16 protein-coding genes are annotated in these 15987 nt (G+C 60.5%); 10 read left to right on the top strand and 6 right to left on the bottom strand.

Translation table 11 applies throughout. The features are described from left to right. Positions 1 to 10 precede the first annotated feature (10 nt). From biuH to J3P73_RS33565, 5 genes are read left to right on the top strand one after another with little or no spacing between them, the layout of a single operon-like run. The gene (biuH, locus tag J3P73_RS33545; protein WP_130774258.1) at positions 11 to 712 is read left to right on the top strand and encodes a biuret amidohydrolase; all 702 of its coding nucleotides are present in this window, start codon (positions 11 to 13) and stop codon (positions 710 to 712) included. Beyond that, on the top strand, positions 712 to 1767 hold the full coding sequence (atzD, locus tag J3P73_RS33550) for a cyanuric acid amidohydrolase (RefSeq protein ID WP_130774259.1): 1056 nt from the start codon (positions 712 to 714) through the stop codon (positions 1765 to 1767). The genes biuH and atzD overlap by 1 nt, the downstream gene beginning before the upstream one ends. Before the next feature lies 1 nt (position 1768). Continuing rightward, the gene (locus J3P73_RS33555; RefSeq protein ID WP_018070734.1) at positions 1769 to 3319 is read left to right on the top strand and encodes an ABC transporter ATP-binding protein; all 1551 of its coding nucleotides are present in this window, start codon (positions 1769 to 1771) and stop codon (positions 3317 to 3319) included. Continuing rightward, positions 3319 to 3987 (top strand): cysteine hydrolase family protein, encoded by a 669-nt coding sequence (locus J3P73_RS33560; RefSeq protein ID WP_018070733.1) that lies wholly within the window; start codon positions 3319 to 3321, stop codon positions 3985 to 3987. The genes J3P73_RS33555 and J3P73_RS33560 overlap by 1 nt, the downstream gene beginning before the upstream one ends. Continuing rightward, positions 3980 to 4333 carry a cupin domain-containing protein gene (locus tag J3P73_RS33565; RefSeq protein WP_018070732.1) on the top strand — a complete coding sequence of 118 codons (354 nt, stop codon included), beginning with the start codon at positions 3980 to 3982 and terminating at the stop codon, positions 4331 to 4333. Before J3P73_RS33560 ends, J3P73_RS33565 begins: the two co-directional genes overlap by 8 nt. Positions 4334 to 4384: 51 nt before the next feature. Here the strand turns inward: J3P73_RS33565 and J3P73_RS33570 are convergent, their stop codons facing one another. The 4 genes from J3P73_RS33570 to J3P73_RS33585 form a co-directional block, all read right to left on the bottom strand. Beyond that, a complete protein-coding gene (locus J3P73_RS33570) occupies positions 4385 to 5176 on the bottom strand; it encodes an amino acid ABC transporter ATP-binding protein (protein WP_018486125.1) in 792 nt (263 codons plus the stop codon). Next, positions 5173 to 5841 (bottom strand): amino acid ABC transporter permease, encoded by a 669-nt coding sequence (locus J3P73_RS33575; RefSeq protein ID WP_018070730.1) that lies wholly within the window; start codon positions 5839 to 5841, stop codon positions 5173 to 5175. The genes J3P73_RS33570 and J3P73_RS33575 overlap by 4 nt, the downstream gene beginning before the upstream one ends. Beyond that, positions 5838 to 6479, bottom strand: a complete 642-nt coding sequence (locus tag J3P73_RS33580) for an amino acid ABC transporter permease (RefSeq protein WP_020397455.1) — start codon at positions 6477 to 6479, stop codon at positions 5838 to 5840. Before J3P73_RS33580 ends, J3P73_RS33575 begins: the two co-directional genes overlap by 4 nt. A gap of 98 nt (positions 6480 to 6577) precedes the next feature. Next, complete coding sequence (locus J3P73_RS33585; RefSeq protein ID WP_024320254.1) at positions 6578 to 7405, bottom strand: transporter substrate-binding domain-containing protein; 828 nt, start codon at positions 7403 to 7405, stop codon at positions 6578 to 6580. A 228-nt stretch (positions 7406 to 7633) separates the two neighbouring features. Here J3P73_RS33585 and hutC point away from each other — a divergent pair, with 228 nt between their 5' ends. From hutC to J3P73_RS33605, 4 genes are all read left to right on the top strand, one after another. After that, complete coding sequence (hutC, locus tag J3P73_RS33590; RefSeq protein WP_024320255.1) at positions 7634 to 8341, top strand: histidine utilization transcriptional repressor HutC; 708 nt, start codon at positions 7634 to 7636, stop codon at positions 8339 to 8341. Positions 8342 to 8369: 28 nt separating this feature from the next. Next, positions 8370 to 9308 carry a LysR family transcriptional regulator gene (locus J3P73_RS33595; protein ID WP_075223745.1) on the top strand — a complete coding sequence of 313 codons (939 nt, stop codon included), beginning with the start codon at positions 8370 to 8372 and terminating at the stop codon, positions 9306 to 9308. A 110-nt stretch (positions 9309 to 9418) separates the two neighbouring features. Next, positions 9419 to 10774, top strand: coding sequence for an LLM class flavin-dependent oxidoreductase (locus J3P73_RS33600; RefSeq protein WP_018070725.1), 1356 nt, complete (start codon positions 9419 to 9421; stop codon positions 10772 to 10774). Beyond that, positions 10771 to 11310 carry a flavin reductase family protein gene (locus tag J3P73_RS33605; protein ID WP_130774260.1) on the top strand — a complete coding sequence of 180 codons (540 nt, stop codon included), beginning with the start codon at positions 10771 to 10773 and terminating at the stop codon, positions 11308 to 11310. The genes J3P73_RS33600 and J3P73_RS33605 overlap by 4 nt, the downstream gene beginning before the upstream one ends. On the opposite strand, the gene J3P73_RS33610 is transcribed toward J3P73_RS33605, so the two are convergent. Continuing rightward, positions 11287 to 12450 (bottom strand): aminotransferase, encoded by a 1164-nt coding sequence (locus J3P73_RS33610; RefSeq protein ID WP_130705764.1) that lies wholly within the window; start codon positions 12448 to 12450, stop codon positions 11287 to 11289. The two genes, J3P73_RS33605 and J3P73_RS33610, sit on opposite strands and share 24 nt — an antisense overlap. A 161-nt stretch (positions 12451 to 12611) precedes the next feature. Next, positions 12612 to 15002 (bottom strand): putative bifunctional diguanylate cyclase/phosphodiesterase, encoded by a 2391-nt coding sequence (locus J3P73_RS33615; RefSeq protein ID WP_130774261.1) that lies wholly within the window; start codon positions 15000 to 15002, stop codon positions 12612 to 12614. Between the two features lie 105 nt (positions 15003 to 15107). On the opposite strand from J3P73_RS33615, the gene J3P73_RS33620 reads away from it, so the two are divergent. Next, positions 15108 to 15914, top strand: coding sequence for an ABC transporter substrate-binding protein (locus tag J3P73_RS33620; RefSeq protein WP_130774262.1), 807 nt, complete (start codon positions 15108 to 15110; stop codon positions 15912 to 15914). Positions 15915 to 15987 lie beyond the last annotated feature (73 nt).

Genomic DNA, 15987 nt, shown 5'->3' on the forward strand with positions numbered 1-15987 from the left:
AGAGAGAATGATGGACGCGATGGTCGAAACCAAAGGGCGTTTTATCGACGCCGATCCGTATCCGTGGCCCTATAACGGCGCGCTGAGGCCTGATAACACCGCCCTCATCATCATCGACATGCAGACGGATTTCTGCGGCAAGGGCGGCTATGTCGACCATATGGGCTACGACCTGTCACTGGTGCAGGCGCCGATCGAACCGATCAAGCGTGTGCTGGCCGCCATGCGAGCCAAGGGCTACCACATCATCCATACTCGCGAGGGCCATCGCCCCGACCTCGCCGATCTGCCGGCCAACAAACGCTGGCGCTCGCAGCGGATCGGCGCCGGCATCGGCGATGCCGGCCCCTGCGGCCGCATCCTGACGCGCGGCGAACCCGGCTGGGACATCATCCCCGAGCTCTACCCGATCAAAGGCGAGACGATCATCGACAAGCCCGGCAAGGGTTCGTTCTGCGCCACCGACCTCGAACTCATCCTCAACCAGAAGCGCATCGAGAACATTATCCTCACCGGAATCACCACCGATGTCTGCGTCTCGACGACGATGCGCGAGGCGAACGACCGCGGCTACGAATGCCTGCTGCTGGAGGACTGCTGTGGTGCGACCGACTATGGAAACCACCTCGCCGCCATCAAGATGGTGAAGATGCAGGGAGGCGTCTTCGGCTCCGTCTCCAATTCCGCGGCTCTAGTCGAGGCGCTACCCTGATGCCGTCATTGCGTGCCCATGTCTTTCGCGTGCCAGCCGACGGCCCCGATGACGTTGCCGGCGTCGAGGCGCTCTTTGCCAGCGGCCTTCAGGCGAACAACATCGTCGCCGTTCTCGGCAAGACGGAAGGCAACGGCTGCGTCAATGATTTTACCCGCGGTTATGCCACCCGCAGCTTCGAGGCATTGTTCAGTAGATATGGCGTCGACGGCGTCTCGATCATCATGTCCGGCGGCACCGAGGGTGCGCTCTCGCCGCATTGGACGGTTTTTGCGCGTGAAACCGTAGAAACCCCGGGCGAACGGGCGCTGGCCATTGGTGTGTCGCGTACCCCCGCGCTGCCCCCCGAACATCTCGGGCGCCGGGAACAGATCCTGCTCGTTGCCGAAGGCGTGAGGTCCGCGATGAGGGATGCCCGCATCGATGATCCCGCCGATGCCCATTTCGTGCAGATTAAGTGTCCGCTGCTCACCTCGCGCCGGATTGCCGAGGCCGAGGCAGCAGGCAGGACGGTCGCAACCCACGACACGCTGAAATCCATGGGCCTCTCGCGCGGCGCTTCGGCTCTCGGCGTCGCCGTGGCACTCGGCGAGATAGATGCGACATCGATCAACGATGCCGACATCTGCACACGTTTCGATCTCTTTTCCCGCTGCGCCTCAACCTCGTCCGGGGTCGAACTCACCGATCACGAAATCATCGTCCTCGGCATGAGCGCAAAATGGTCCGGTCCGCTGTCGATCGACCACGCGGTCATGCGGGATGCGATCGACGCGCATTCCGTCAGGAAAGCCCGCGAACGCCTGCCGGAAAACAGCCGGCTGGCAGCGGTTCTCGCCAAGGCCGAGCCGGACCCGTCCGGCAGGATCGGCGGCAGGCGCCACACGATGCTCGATGACTCGGATATTGCAGGCACCCGCCATGCCCGTGCCTTCGTCGGCGGCGTTCTCGCCGGCATCTTCGGCATTACCGATCTCTATGTGTCCGGCGGCGCCGAACACCAGGGTCCGTCCGGCGGCGGTCCCGTCGCCATCATCGTCGAAAAGGAGCAATGAAGTGAGCACAGTCCGCGACACGCCCCTTCCGCAAGCCGGCAAGGCCGTCGGCATCGAGACGCTCGATATGACCATGCGTTTCGGCAGCTTCACCGCGCTCGACAACGTCTCGATCGCCGTTCCGGCCGGGTCTTTTCACGCGCTTCTCGGCGAAAACGGCGCCGGCAAGTCGACACTCGTCAAATGCATCATGGGCTTCTATCACGCAACGTCAGGCTCGTTGTCGGTCGACAGCCGCGAGGTGGCGGTGGCCTCGCCCAAGGATGCCGCGGCCTATGGGCTCGGCATGGTCTACCAGCATTTCACACTGGTTCCTTCTCTGACCGGTGCGGAAAACCTGGTCATCAGTCGTACCGAAGTACCCGCGGTGATCAATTGGGCCAGGGAACGCAGGGATCTGGCGGAGTTCATGGAACGTATGCCGTTCAAGATCCCGCTCGACAGGCCGGTGAGCGAGCTTGCTGCCGGCGAAAAACAGAAGCTCGAAATCGTCAAGCAGCTCTATCTCGGCCGCTCCTTCCTCGTGCTCGACGAGCCGACCTCGGTGCTGACGCCGGCCGAAGCCGATGAGATGCTCGGCATCGTCCGTGGGATGACCGAGCGCGCCGAGCTCACCGTACTGATGATCTCCCACAAGTTCCACGAGGTGACGAAGTTCGCTGATGCCGTCTCGATCCTGCGGCGCGGCAAGCTGGTCGGCACCGGCAAGGTCGGCGAGCTCTCCACCGCCGAGATGGCGGCGATGATGATCGGCGACGTCAAGCTCGCCGAGCTCGACAGCCGTCTGCCGGTGGCGGAAGCGGCCAAATCCGTGCTTACTGTAAGCCAGGTGAAAGCTCCGGATCGCTCCGGCCTGAAGACGATCGAGATCGACGCGCTTACGGTCCGCTCCGGCGAGATCGTCGGCATCGCCGGCATATCGGGGAACGGCCAGAAGGAGCTGACGGAAATTCTGGCCGGCCAGCGCCCGACCGATAGCGGGCAGGTCATGGTCAATGGCGAGACTTACGGCGCCACCCGTGACGAGACCCGCAAGAACAGGGTGCGTTTCATCCCCGAAGAGCCGTTGCAGAATGCCTGTGCGCCCAAGATGACGGTGAGCGAGAACCTTGCGTTCCGCACGTTCGACTTGAAGCTGGACGGCACGGACGCGGTCTGGCTGAACAAGGGCAGCATGAAGAAGCGTGCCTCGGCGCTGATCTCCGACTTTAAGGTCAAGACGGCCTCTTCCTCCTCGCCGATCGCAGCCCTCTCGGGCGGCAACGTGCAGCGGGCGGTGCTCGCCCGAGAACTGACGGGCGATGTCGATCTGCTGATCGTCTCGAACCCCTGTTTCGGCCTCGATTTCTCGGCCGTTGCCGAAATCCGCGCCCGGATCATGAAGGCCCGCAATTTAGGTGCCGCGGTGCTGCTGCTCTCTGAAGACCTCGATGAACTGCTCGAGATGTCCGACCGCATCATGGTCATTTCGGAAGGCAAGCTGGTTTACGAGACACCGGCGCGCTCGGCCGATATCGGCGTGATCGGCGCTCACATGGCGGGACATCACTGATGATGGGGATCAAGGCAGAACCCTTCGCCTTTCCGGTGAAGCACGATGAGCTCGCCCTCATCGTCATCGACATGCAGCGCGATTTCGCCGAGCCCGGCGGCTTCGGTGCAAGCCTCGGCAATGATGTCAGCCGCATCACCAGGATCGTGCCCGATGTCAAACGCCTCATCCAGGGCTTCCGCAATGCCGGCCTGCCTGTGATCCATACGATGGAGTGCCACCGGCCTGATCTCTCCGACCTGCCACCGGCCAAACGCGATCGCGGCAATCCTGCGCTCAGGATCGGCGACGAAGGCCCGATGGGCCGCATCCTGATCTCGGGCGAACCCGGCACGGCAATTCTTCCGGAGCTCGCTCCGGTGAAGGGCGAAGTCGTCATCGAAAAACCCGGCAAGGGCGCCTTCTACGCGACCGACCTCGGCACCGTGTTGCAGCAAAAGGGCATTCGTCAGCTCGTCTTTGCCGGTGTCACCACCGAAGTCTGCGTGCAGACGACGATGCGCGAAGCAAACGACCGCGGCTATGAATGCCTGCTCGCCGAGGAGGCGACGGAAAGCTATTTCCCCGAATTCAAAGCCGCCGCCATCGCCATGATCCGCGCCCAGGGCGCGATCGTCGGCTGGACCGCCCATGTCGACGACATTCTGGAAAGCATTGCCCATGCCTGAAACGACCCGTGAACGCCTGACGTCAGGCGGCTGGAAGGAGTTGGAATTCAGCCCTTTCCGCGATGCTGTCACCATCCACTGGATCCGCCCCTTCGAGGGCGATCAGCCGGGTGTGGCGCTGTTGAAATATGAGCCCGGCGCCTCCGTTCCCCGCCATCGCCACGAGGGGCTCGAGACCATCCTGGTGCTCGATGGCGTTCAATCCGACGAGACGGGCGATTACATCAGCGGCAGTTATATCGTCAATGCGCCGGGCAGCGAACACTCGGTCTGGAGCGATACCGGCTGTATGGTGCTCATCCAGTGGGACCGGCCCGTGAAAATACTCGAAGAGGAAATTGCGTGAAGCCGACGCCAGCGGTGGAAGTCTGTCCGACGTCGGGCAAGGACATGAACGTCACAGCAGCATCGAGGCTCCGCGATCGATATAGGTATCCAGGAATTGCTCGAGCCGGGGGTTTCTCGGTCGTTTGAAGACGTCTTGCGGCGGGCCGGTGAAAAGCACCTTGCCGTGATCGAGAAAGACGATCTGCTGGCCGACCGTTGCTGCAAATCCGATCTCGTGGGAGACGACGACCATCGTCATACCCTCGGCGGCGAGATCGCGCATGACGTTGAGCACTTCGCCGGTCAGCTCGGGATCGAGTGACGAGGTCGGCTCGTCAAAGAGCATGATCTTCGGGTTGAGGGCAAGTGCCCGGGCGATAGCGACGCGCTGTTGCTGCCCTCCCGAGAGCTGCGACGGATAATGCCCTGCCCTGCCCTCGAGGCCGACCTTGACGAGCTGGGCCATTGCCCGCTCCTCGGCGTCCTTGCGGCTCATCTTGTGAACCGTCTTCAACGCCTCGCTGACATTGCCGAGCGCGGTCATATGCGGCCAGAGATTGAACTGCTGAAAAACCATCCCGATCTGCGATCGAATCTGCCGGTTCACAGCCGCCGGCACCCGCTCACGGACACCCTTTGCGTTTTCCGCAAAGCCAAGCACCTCGCCATTGACGGTAATCGTCCCCTTCGTCGATTCCTCCAGAAACGCCATGCAGCGCAGCAGCGTACTCTTGCCGGATCCGGACGGGCCGATGACGCAGGAAACTTGTCCCTGCTCGATTTCGAGGTCGATGCCGTGCAGCACGGTGGAACCGCCGAACGTTTTGACGAGATTTTTGACTGCGATCGCAGGAACGCTCATATGTTGAAAAACCTGAATCTGGTGAGTTTCGTTTCGGCGAGATGGCCGAGCCAGCCGGTGATTTCGACCAGTACCCAATAAAATAGTGCAAGGACGAAGAGCGCCTCGACGAAAGCATATTGCTGCGAGCCGATGGCGCTGAGTGTCGCCGTCAACTCCGGCACGGTGATGATGGATAGCACGGCCGTCTCCTTCATCAGGATGATCGTCATGTTGACCGAAGGCGGTAACACCAGCATGGTCATCTCCGGCAGCAATATGCGCCGGATAATCTGACCTTGTGTCAGGCCAACGCACAGACCCGCCTCGATATGTCCCTTCGGGACGGCGGCAAAGCCCGAGCGGAATATCTCACTGAAATAGGCCGCGCCGTAGATGGAAAGGCCGACGATGCCGGCCGGGATCGGATCGAGCGACAATCCGACGAAGGGGCCACCATAGTAAACGAGGAATATCTGAATCAGGAAGGGCGTGCCGCGCAGCACCGCGATGACAAGGCCGAACGCCCTGTCCAGCAGCACGCCGCCAAAACGTCGCGCCACAGCGACAAGGAAACCCAGCACGGCAGCGGCAAGGGTGGTGACGATCCAGATGAGGATGGTGACCCACGCACCGTTGAGGATCTCCGGCAAGTTGCTGAAAATCACATTGGTATCGAAGGTCATCGCGGCACTCCCGGCAGGGAGCGTTCGATCAGGCCGCCCGCAAGCGCAACGATCCAATTGATGACGAGATAGATCAGGCCCGCGGACGCAAAAATCTCGAGCGGCAGGAAGGTGCTGCCGGCAAGGTCCTGAGCCATGCGTGTCAGCTCGACGATTCCGACAACGGAGACGAGCGAAGACGCCTTCAGAATAAGGATCGCTTCGTTGACGAGCGCCGGGAAGGTCAGGCGCAGGGCGATCGGCGCCCTGATCCGGCGGAAGATCTGAATGGGAGTCATGCCGACCATTTCGGCAGATTCGACCAGGCCCACAGGAACGCTGGAAAAACCACCGCGTAGATTTTCAGCCTGATAGGCAGCAGTACACAAGGAAAGGCCAACGACGGCCGCAACGATGCTCGGCACGTTGATGCCAATCACCGGCAGCAGATTATAGATCAGCAACAGCTGCACCAGCAGCGGTGCACCACGAAAGAAACTGATGAAAATCTGCGCCGGCAGCACGAAAAGCCGTTGCCGTGAAAGCAGCATGGCGGAAACAATGATGGCGATCGCAAAGCCGATCAGAATTGAAACCACGCTGATCGTCACCGTATAGATCGAGGCTTGCAGAAGCAGTTCGAAAAGCTTGATGGACATGGGCGGTGTTTGCCTGGGCGCTGCGGCCGTGAACTCTGATCCCACGGCGGACTGCGCCCCGACCGATGGCGGGACGCGTTCGTTTCACCGGCGGCTAATCAGAATGCCGGGTCCTTGACAGCGTCCGGCGTATCGAAAGATGCACCGAACCACTTCTTTTGCAGCTCTGCCATACGTCCGTCTGCCTTGATCTTGAGCATCGCGGCATCGATCGCATCCATCAGGGGCGCATGATCGGCATCCTTGAGACCGATGAAGCCGAAATAGGACTTCTTGCCGAATGGCGGCAGGACGACTTCGAAGGTGCCTTTTCGCTGGCTGGCGACGAAGGCGATATTGGGCAGCGAGTTGGCAACGCCGGCAATACGGCCGGCCGCGAGATCAGCGTAGGATTCGGTAAAGGCTGGATATTCGCGCACATCGACTTTGGTCGGCAGCGTGCCGGAGAATTCCTTCAGCTGGTCGAGCTGGGCAGTTGCCTTGCCGACACCGATCGTCTTGCCGGCAATATCTTCCGGCTTGCTGATCGTCGTGTCGCCGGCCTTCTTCAGGATGGCAATGGTCGCTTCGGCGATCGGCGGCGTGAAGCGATAGCGCTCCATGCGCTTCTTGGTGATCGTGGCAGGACCTGCCACGACATCGAACTTGCCGGCCTCAAGCGCCGGGAAAACACCGTCCCAGGGAAGCGCCACCCACTCGATCTTGACGCCAAGTTCCTTGCCGATTTCGGCAAAGAGGTCGACGTTCAAGCCGGTATGTTCACCGGCATCGATATAGTCGAACGGCGCAAAAGCCGTCTCGGTGCCAACCTTGAGGGTGCCGGCTGCCTTGACGGCTGCCAGCGTGTCGGCTGCATGGGCGGAAACGGCTGCTCCGATGAGGAACGCAGCGCCGACCAGACCCTTCAGCAGTGAATTTGCCTTCATGATCATCTCTCCAGTTTTTATTCCCCCGGCGGAGGAGTTTTGGTTCCCGACTTCGATTTCCTCTGCGCGGATTTCTATGCCCCGCTTTTGACTATACAAATAGATATAGGCTGGCCTAGAGTGTCAATGTAAAAGACGAGGAACGCAAAATTTGTGCCGGGTGGCGTCGATCTCGCTGGCATGACCGTTCCGGAATTTATGATCGTTGACGCCGGATGAGGTGCGGACTTGGTGTCGATTTATCAGCGTATTTTCACGGATGTCGAGACGAAGATCATCAGCGGCGATTGGCGGCCCGGTGACCGTATTCCCGTCGAGCACGAACTCGCGGCGGAATATCGGTGCTCGCGGATGACCGTCAGCAAGGCGCTGTCGGCGCTCGCCGAGCGCGGCATGATCGTCAGACGGCGCAAGACAGGTTCGTTTGTCGCATCGCCCCAGATCGACCGCACGGTGATGGATATTCAGGATATCAGCACCGAAGCGGAACTGGCCGGGCACGAACACCGCTTTGAAATCCTCGCCCGCAAGGTCGAGCGCCTTGGAGAGGCGGAAGCGCAGCAGCTGTCGGAGCCTGCCGATGCGGAAGTCCTCAGGCTTCAATGCCTGCATATCGTCGATGGCAGACCGAATGCCATCGAGCGGCGGATCATCATGCTCGATGCTGTCCCACGGGCCAGAGACGAGAGCTTTGCTTCAATTCCGCCCGGCAAATGGCTGCTTGACGAGGTTCCCTGGTCCAAGGCCAAACATGTCATACGCGCCGTTTCGGCCGACACCACGACGGCGCGGATCCTGCAGACGGAACGCGGCGAGGCCTGCCTTAGCCTCATCCGCCAGACCTGGCAGAACGGTCGTACGGTGACATATGTCGAGTTTACCCATCCAGGCGACCGGTTCCAGTTCGCCGGGACCTTTCATCCGATGGCAAATTGAGTGGCGCAAATCACGAGAGGCTCCGCAAGTGACCGATGAGCGCTTCAAGACGATCCCGCTGAAGGGCTTGCAAGCCTTCGAGGCCGTGGGGCGCTGCGGCGGCGTGACGGCCGCAGCACTGGAACTCAACGTATCGCCGGGAGCAATCAGCCAGCAGGTTCACAAAATCGAAAGCTTCCTTGGCGTTTCGCTTCTGGAGCGTAGCGGACGAACCGTCGAGCTGACTGCCTGGGGCCGGCTCTACCACCAAGAGATATCGAAGGGATTTGAGCAATTCGCGCTGGCCGGGCAACTGCTGGAAAAGGCGCGTAATGAGACAGCATTGGTCCTCAGCGCGCTTTCCTCCGTCGTCAACAAATGGATCGGCAGGCGCATCTTCGACTGGCAGGCGCTTCATCCCGACGTGCAGGTGAGAATCATCGGACGTGACAAAGAGCCCCGCATCGGCTTCGACGATATCGATTTCCGCGTGAGCTACGGGTCGGACGTGCTGCAGCACGAACATTATACCGAGCTGTTTCGCGATTGGGTCGTTCCGGCCTGCTCGCCGGCGCTGATGCAGGATCGCGCGCATGCGGCTCGCGATCTCTTCGAACAACCCCTCCTCCATGTCGAGTGGGAACGGCACTTCACCCCCTATCCCAGCTGGGCGGAGTTTGCCGCCAAGGCCGGCGTCTCCTTCGATGCGTCGACGCCGGGCCTCTCTTTCACCCTGTCGAGCAGTGCAATTGACGCCGCCGTCAACAAGCGCGGCGTCGTGCTTGCACAAATGTCGATGATATCAGATGAGCTCGAAGCGCAAACGCTCGTCATTCCGCTCGACCTGCGCATTGCACTGCGCGAAAGCTATTTTCTCGCCTGGGATCGGGCGGCGTTGCAGAAGCCCTATGGGCGCGAATTCCGCAACTGGCTCATTGCTATTTCCCGTCAGCAGGCCGTGGCGTCGGCGCCCCAGCCGATACTTTAGAAAAACTAAAACGGAACTCAGCTGCGCGATATTGATGAAAATTTGCGCCTGGCGATAATTTGCGCAGTCGCCTTTCCTTGGCGGCATGGCCGACATAGCAGGAGAGCTCGATGGCGCGAACCGACAAGATGAAACTCGGGACTTTCGTCTATACTTTCGGCTTTCACCCTGCCTCCTGGCTGCATCCGGCAAGCGATGTCAATGGCGCCAACGACTTCGCTCATCTGCTCGATGTCGCCAAACGATCCGAGGCGGCCAAGTTCGATTTCATGTTCATGGCGGATTCTCCCGCCGCCGCCGTCGGCGATCCGAAGGCGTTGGCCCGCATTCCAACCAAGATGAACCGTTTCGAACCGCTGTCGCTGCTTTCGGCGCTGGCGGTCACCACCAACGATCTCGGTCTCGTGGCGACGGTGTCGACGAGTTATTACGAGCCATACAATGTCGCGCGCCTGTTCGCCTCGATCGACCATCTGAGCAACGGCCGCGTCTGCTGGAATGTCGTCACGTCAGACCATGACGAAACCGGCTACAACTTCAATCGCGAGGGGCTCGATCCGCATGGCCTGCGTTACGAACGCGGCAACGAATTCGTCGATGTCGTGTTCGGCCTCTGGGACAGCTTCGAGGAAGGCGCACTGCTGCTCGACCGCGAAAACGGCATCTACTACGACAAAGACAAACACCACACGCTCAATCACAAAGGTAAACACTTCCAGGTTCGCGGACCCCTCAACATCGCGCGAACGCCCCAGGGCCGCCCCGTCATCGCCCAGGCGGGCGGTTCGGAACCTGGAATGGACATGGCGGCACGCACGGCCGAGATCGTCTTCAGCCTCGCATCGAATATCGAGCGCAACCGGGCCTTCTACGAAAACGTCAAACGCCGGATGCCGGCCTTTGGGCGCGATCCCGACGACCTGAAAATCATGCCGGGCATCGTGATCAACGTCGGTGAAACTGAAGCCGAGGCAAAGGCGAAGGTGGATTATCTGATCGACAAGATGCATCCGGATGTCGGCCGGCTGATGCTCTCCGAATTCCTCGAAGCGGACCTGCGCGATGTCGCTCTCGACAAGCCCTTCCCCCTGGATCGGCTGCCGGCGGCGCCGAAGGGATCACGCGCCCTGTTCGACGAGCTCGTCGATTTCGTGAAAAGCGGCCACACCGTCGGCGAGCTCATCCGGCACTATGCCGAGAAGCATACCGGAAACGGCATGACAGGCACGCCGGCCCAGATCGCCGACTTCATGGAGGAATGGTTCGAGACACGTGCGGCCGACGGCTTCATCCTGATGTTTCCGACCCTGCCGTCCAGCCTCGACGACTTCGTGCGGCTTGTCCTGCCCGAGCTTCGGCGCCGCGGACTGTTCCGCGAGGAATACGAGGGCAAGACCTTGCGCGAAAACCTCGGTCTTTCAATGCCTGTCAATCGCTTTGCCAAAACACAAGAGCCAGCCCGATGAGTGTCGAGGCTTTGATCAGCGAAGCGGACTTCAAGCTTTCGATGCGTCATCTGGCAGGTGCCGTCAGCGTGATTACGGTCGGCGACGGGCAACATCGCACCGGCTTCACGGCAACGTCGGTCTCCTCGCTTTCGGCAGAGCTGCCGTCCGTCATCGTCAGCGTCAACCGCGCGTCTTCCTCATGGCCGGCGCTACAGCGGTACGGCTGCTTCTGTGTCAACGTGCTCGCCGCCGACCAGCAGCAGGTGGCGCAATCCTTTGCCGGTCTTGACGGCCGAAAGGGCGCCGAACGCTACGGCGATGCGGGATGGTATCGTCTCAAGACCGGCGCGGCCGCCCTTGAAAATGCCCTGACGGTCTTGGACTGCAAGCTCGAAACCGCATTCCACTACAATTCCCATGCCGTTTTGGTCGGACATGTCTGCGCGATGGAAATCCGGCAGGGCATAGGGCCGCTGCTTTACTGGCGCGGCGGCTATCATGAACTTCCGGCGGAGGTTGATCAAAACGGTCTAGCGAAGGCGCTCGGACAATAGCCCGATCGAGGCGACATCCGCATTGGCAAAGGCAAGTCTGAGATAACCCTCCTGCCTCTCGCCGAAATAGGCGCCGGGTAGACAAACGATTCCGGATTCCTTCGCGAGTTTTTCGGCAACCTCCGAAGACGATTTATCGGCGTAGGGATGGCGGACAAAGGCGAAATAGGCGCCGATCGCGGCGATCTCCCAATCCGGCAGCCCGGAAAAGACCAGCCTCAACGCCTCCGCCCGACGAGCGATCTCCAACTGGTTGCCGGCTCGCCACTCGGCGAGCGCCGGAATGGCTGATGCAACGGCGATCTGAGCCGAACGCGGCGCGCAGATCTGCATATTGTCCATCACCTTGGCGATCTCGGCGACAAGTTTGGGCCCTGCCGTGATTGCACCCAGTCGATGACCAGGAATGCAGAAGGATTTCGAGAAGCTGTAGAGAAGAACGAGCGTGTTCTCCCAGGCCGGTTCGGAGAGAAGAGAGTGCGGCCGTCCGTAATTCTCGCCAAGAAAATCGCGATAGGTTTCATCGAGGATCAGCCAGGCGCCATATTTCCGGCAAAGCACAAAAAGCTCGTGAAGCAGACTTGGGGGATACACGGCCCCTGTGGGATTATTGGGTGTCACGACGGCAAGCATCTTTGCGCCGGCTGCAAGCGCCGCCTCAGCCGAACCCGGATCGGGAAGAAAGCCGCTGGCGGGGTCACAATCGACCAATCGGCGCCCGATCCCCAGCATCGATAACGTCGTGTCGTGATTGAAATAGAAGGGGTTGGTGAGCGCGACCGTATCGCCGGCTCTCGCCAGCGCAATCGCCGTGCACATGAACGCCTGATTGCAGCCGGCGGTCATGTGGATGTTGCCGGCGGAAATGTCGGCGCCGTAAAGCGCGGCAAGATGAGCCGCGTAGGTCTTGCGCAATAGAGGTTCGCCCTCGATCGGCCCGTAGCCTGTCATAGCCTGTTGCCCGGCCGCCTCGCCAAGGAGCCGAAGCATCTCCGGATGCGCGGGATAGCCGGGAACGGCCTGCGACAGATCGATGAGCGGCCCTTTTCCCCCTTTGTATTCGCGGCTCCAGGCGACGACGGAAGGAATGGGCGGGGCAGAGAGGCGGGCAACGAGCGAATTGGGTTTTGCAGCGATCATATCTATTTCTCTTTGATACCGATTGCTACAACGATACCAATTGCTTTCTCAACCTCTTTGTCTGACGAGACGGACCTGACGCGGAGACGCGCAACGCATGGTGTCGTCCGAAACTGCTCACACTTTTCGGCATCATGCTTTAGCGGGAGATCAAAAGCCTCTCAGGCAACGGCGCCTGGAGCGGTCGCCAGTAACCCGGCGCTCTCAGCTTTCCGGAAACTATCAAGGTCGCCAAGAGGAACCGGTTTGGAAAAGAAGTAGCCTTGGAGGTCGGTGCAGCCGAGGGCGGCCAGAAAGTCGCGTTGATATTCGGTTTCGACCCCTTCCGCCGTCGTCGAGATACCGAGGTTGCGGCTGAGCGCGACGATGGCGCCGATGATGGCCGCCCCGTTGGCTCTTGTGCCGAGCTGCGAGACGAACGATCGATCGATCTTGATGCGGTCGATATCGAAGCGCAGCAGATGGCTGAGACATGAAAAGCCGGTTCCGAAATCATCGAGCGAAATCTGGACACCCTGGCTGCGCAGCGACTTCAGCACCGTATAGACGTCCGAGTTATCCTCGATGAGCGAGGACTCGGTGAGCTCGAGCTCGAGCCGGGACGGCGGCAGGCCAGTCTCCTGCAGCACTGCGAATACTTCCTCGGCAAAATTTGGCCTTCTTAACTGGGCGGGAGACACGTTGACCGCAACAAACGTGTCTTCCGGCCATTTGCAGGCGGCTCTGCAGGCTTCACGCAACACCCAGAAACCGAGAGCGTCGATGAGGCCGCCCTCCTCGGCGACGGGGATGAAGCTGGCAGGCGTCAACAATCCGCGCTGACTGTGACGCCAACGCACGAGAGCCTCTGCACCCGATGCCGAATATCCTGCCTCAGCGCGATGTACCGTTTGGTAATAGACCTCGAGCGATCCGAAGTCGGGCCGGGCCTCAATCGGACCGGATTGTGGACCGTCAGCGGATGAGGTCATGCCTTTGGCCAAAACCTCCCGCAATTCGTTCTTGAGAATGTCGCGCGCATTCCTGCCGCCGTCCATGGAGGGTGAATAGACGCGCCACTGGCCCCTGCCGCCCATCTTGGCTTCGTACAGCGCGACGTCGGCGTAGCGCATGATGTCATCGGCATTCCGCCCGGCGTCTGGCACAACGGTCACGCCGATCGAGCCGCCGACGCGCGCGACCGCCTCGCCCCTCAAAAGCGGGAAGGGCTTACCAAGTTCGGCAACGATCGCGTCGCATATTGCCGGCAACACGTGATCATGATCTTTGATGTCCCGGAGAAGCAGGGCGAATTCGTCCCCTCCGAGCCGGGCAAGCGTGTCGCCCGGACGAAGCAGGGAGCGGATCCGCTCCGCAGCCATCCTGATGAGTTCATCGCCGGCGGCATGGCCGAACGTGTCGTTCACGGCTTTGAATCGGTCCAGGTCGAGAAGCGCGACTGCCGAGCGCTCGGCTGAATTCTGCGTCTCGGCCAGGCACTCGTCGAACCTGATCGCGAACAAGGCGCGATTGGGAAGGTCGGTCAGCACATCATGCAAGGCAAGCTGTCTTGCATGCAGCTCGCTTTTCTTCAACTCGCCGAGACTGCTTCGCAGGCGCACCAGCAAGACCGAGAACAGGATCGCGATCACCATGGCGGCTATCGAAAGCGCCGGCATCAATCGGCCGATCACCCTCGAACCTGGAAGATCGGGCCGCCATACGATGAAGCCGATCGGTTCGCCATTTGCCGTGGCGTCGATCTGGAACGCAACCTCGTTTTCGTCTGCATCGGCCGTGCGCGCGAAGCGCGCGCCGTTGAGGCCCTGTTGCCGGCTCAATTCGTCCAGCGCCGCACCATCGATAAACCGCACGACGATCAGGAACTGCCGCATCGTCTGCTGTTGCCGCTCATCAGCTTCGTTGATGGCGACGACGCCGACGATCGTCGGCCGACCTTCCAGCCGCATCAGATTGGCCAACGCAGTGTTGGAGCGCCCTGGGCTTGCAAGGCGGCTTTCCATCGAGGACGGCGTTCTTTCGTTGGAAGCCGAGCCTTGTCTCACCCCAAGGCGGGCATCGTGAAGGAGAGGCAAAAGGAGAGGCTTCATCCAGCGATAACGCTTTTCCGTTTGGGCGTCCGCCAGCATCAGCAGTTGCGCCTTCTCGTCGACGACGAAGGCCTGATCGTAGCCGAAGGCGGACATTGCTGTCTGGCTGATCGCGCTCCCGGCGGCCGCTGTCAGAACCGCATCGAGGCTGGAGGAACCTCCGCTTGACCGGGCAGCCGGATAAACACGGGTGAGGTAGCCGTTGCCGAACTGGCCGATGACATGCGCGACTTGATCGACCTGTTCCCGCAGGCGGGCGTTCACAAGCTGGCGCTGTCGATCAAGGGCGGCAGCGTCGCTCTCGGTTCCCGCCCACAGTGCCGAAAGCACGACCAGTCCGATCGCTCCAAGGCCGCTGACGGCAATCAGAAACAGAATTCGCCCCGAAGCGATCCAGGATTGCTGAAACGTGCTGGAGCTGGAAGGAAGAACGATCTGCAAGCCTAGACCCCTGAACACCACGACACGGGCGCATTGGTCGACGCTAACAAAGAAGCGTTCACGTAGAATTAAAAGCTGCGGCGCACTATGGGGCGAGATCGAATACGCCCCAAGGAGCTCCCGACGATGTTGCGCAGATCCCTTCACACTATAGTGCGCGGAGCCCTGATGACGGGCGCGGTGGGAATCCTTCTCGCCGCTGCCTTGCCGCTCCAGCTGGCTGCGCAAGATCGCATGCCGATGAGAATTGCCGTCGAAGGTGCATTTCCGCCCTTCAACTATCTCGATGCAAATAACAAGCTTCAGGGCTTCGACATCGATATTGCCAATGCGCTGTGCGAGGTTGGCAAGTTCGAATGCCAATTTATCATCGAGAAGTGGGACGACATCATCCCCGATCTCGTTGCCGACAAATACGACGCGATCATCTCATCCATGTCGATGAGCCTTGAGCGGCGTCAAAAGGTTGCTTTTACCGAAAAATACTACAACAGCCCGTCGGTGTTCATCGCCCGGAAGGATTCGTCGATCAGTAACGTCAGCCCAGCCGCCCTCAGCGACAAAATTCTTGGGGTGACCTCGTCGACAGCGCAGGAATCCTATGCCAACCATCTTTATCCGGACATGAAGAAGACGGTTTTTCGCTCTTCGCCCGAATTATACAAGGGGCTGGCGGATGGGAGTGTCGACATTATCCTTGAGGATAAACTCGCCATCTACGACTGGATTGCCAACACCAAGGCCGGAAGCTGCTGCGAGTTCAAGGGGCCGGATCTGGTCGACATCACATATTTTGGCGAAGGCGCCGGCATCGCGCTGCGCCTGGATGACAAGGAGCGTCTGACGCGCCTGAACGAAGCGCTGAAGAGCATCAAGGCGGACGGGACCTATGACATGATCAACGCCAAATATTTCCCGTTCAGCATCCAGTAATTCACCGGCCGATTTTCGAGAATGCGGGACGGTCGGGCTGTTGCCCGACCATCCCTGTCTTCGGTCGTGAGCG

Source organism: Rhizobium ruizarguesonis, assembly GCF_017357285.1.
GTDB lineage: Bacteria > Pseudomonadota > Alphaproteobacteria > Rhizobiales > Rhizobiaceae > Rhizobium > Rhizobium ruizarguesonis.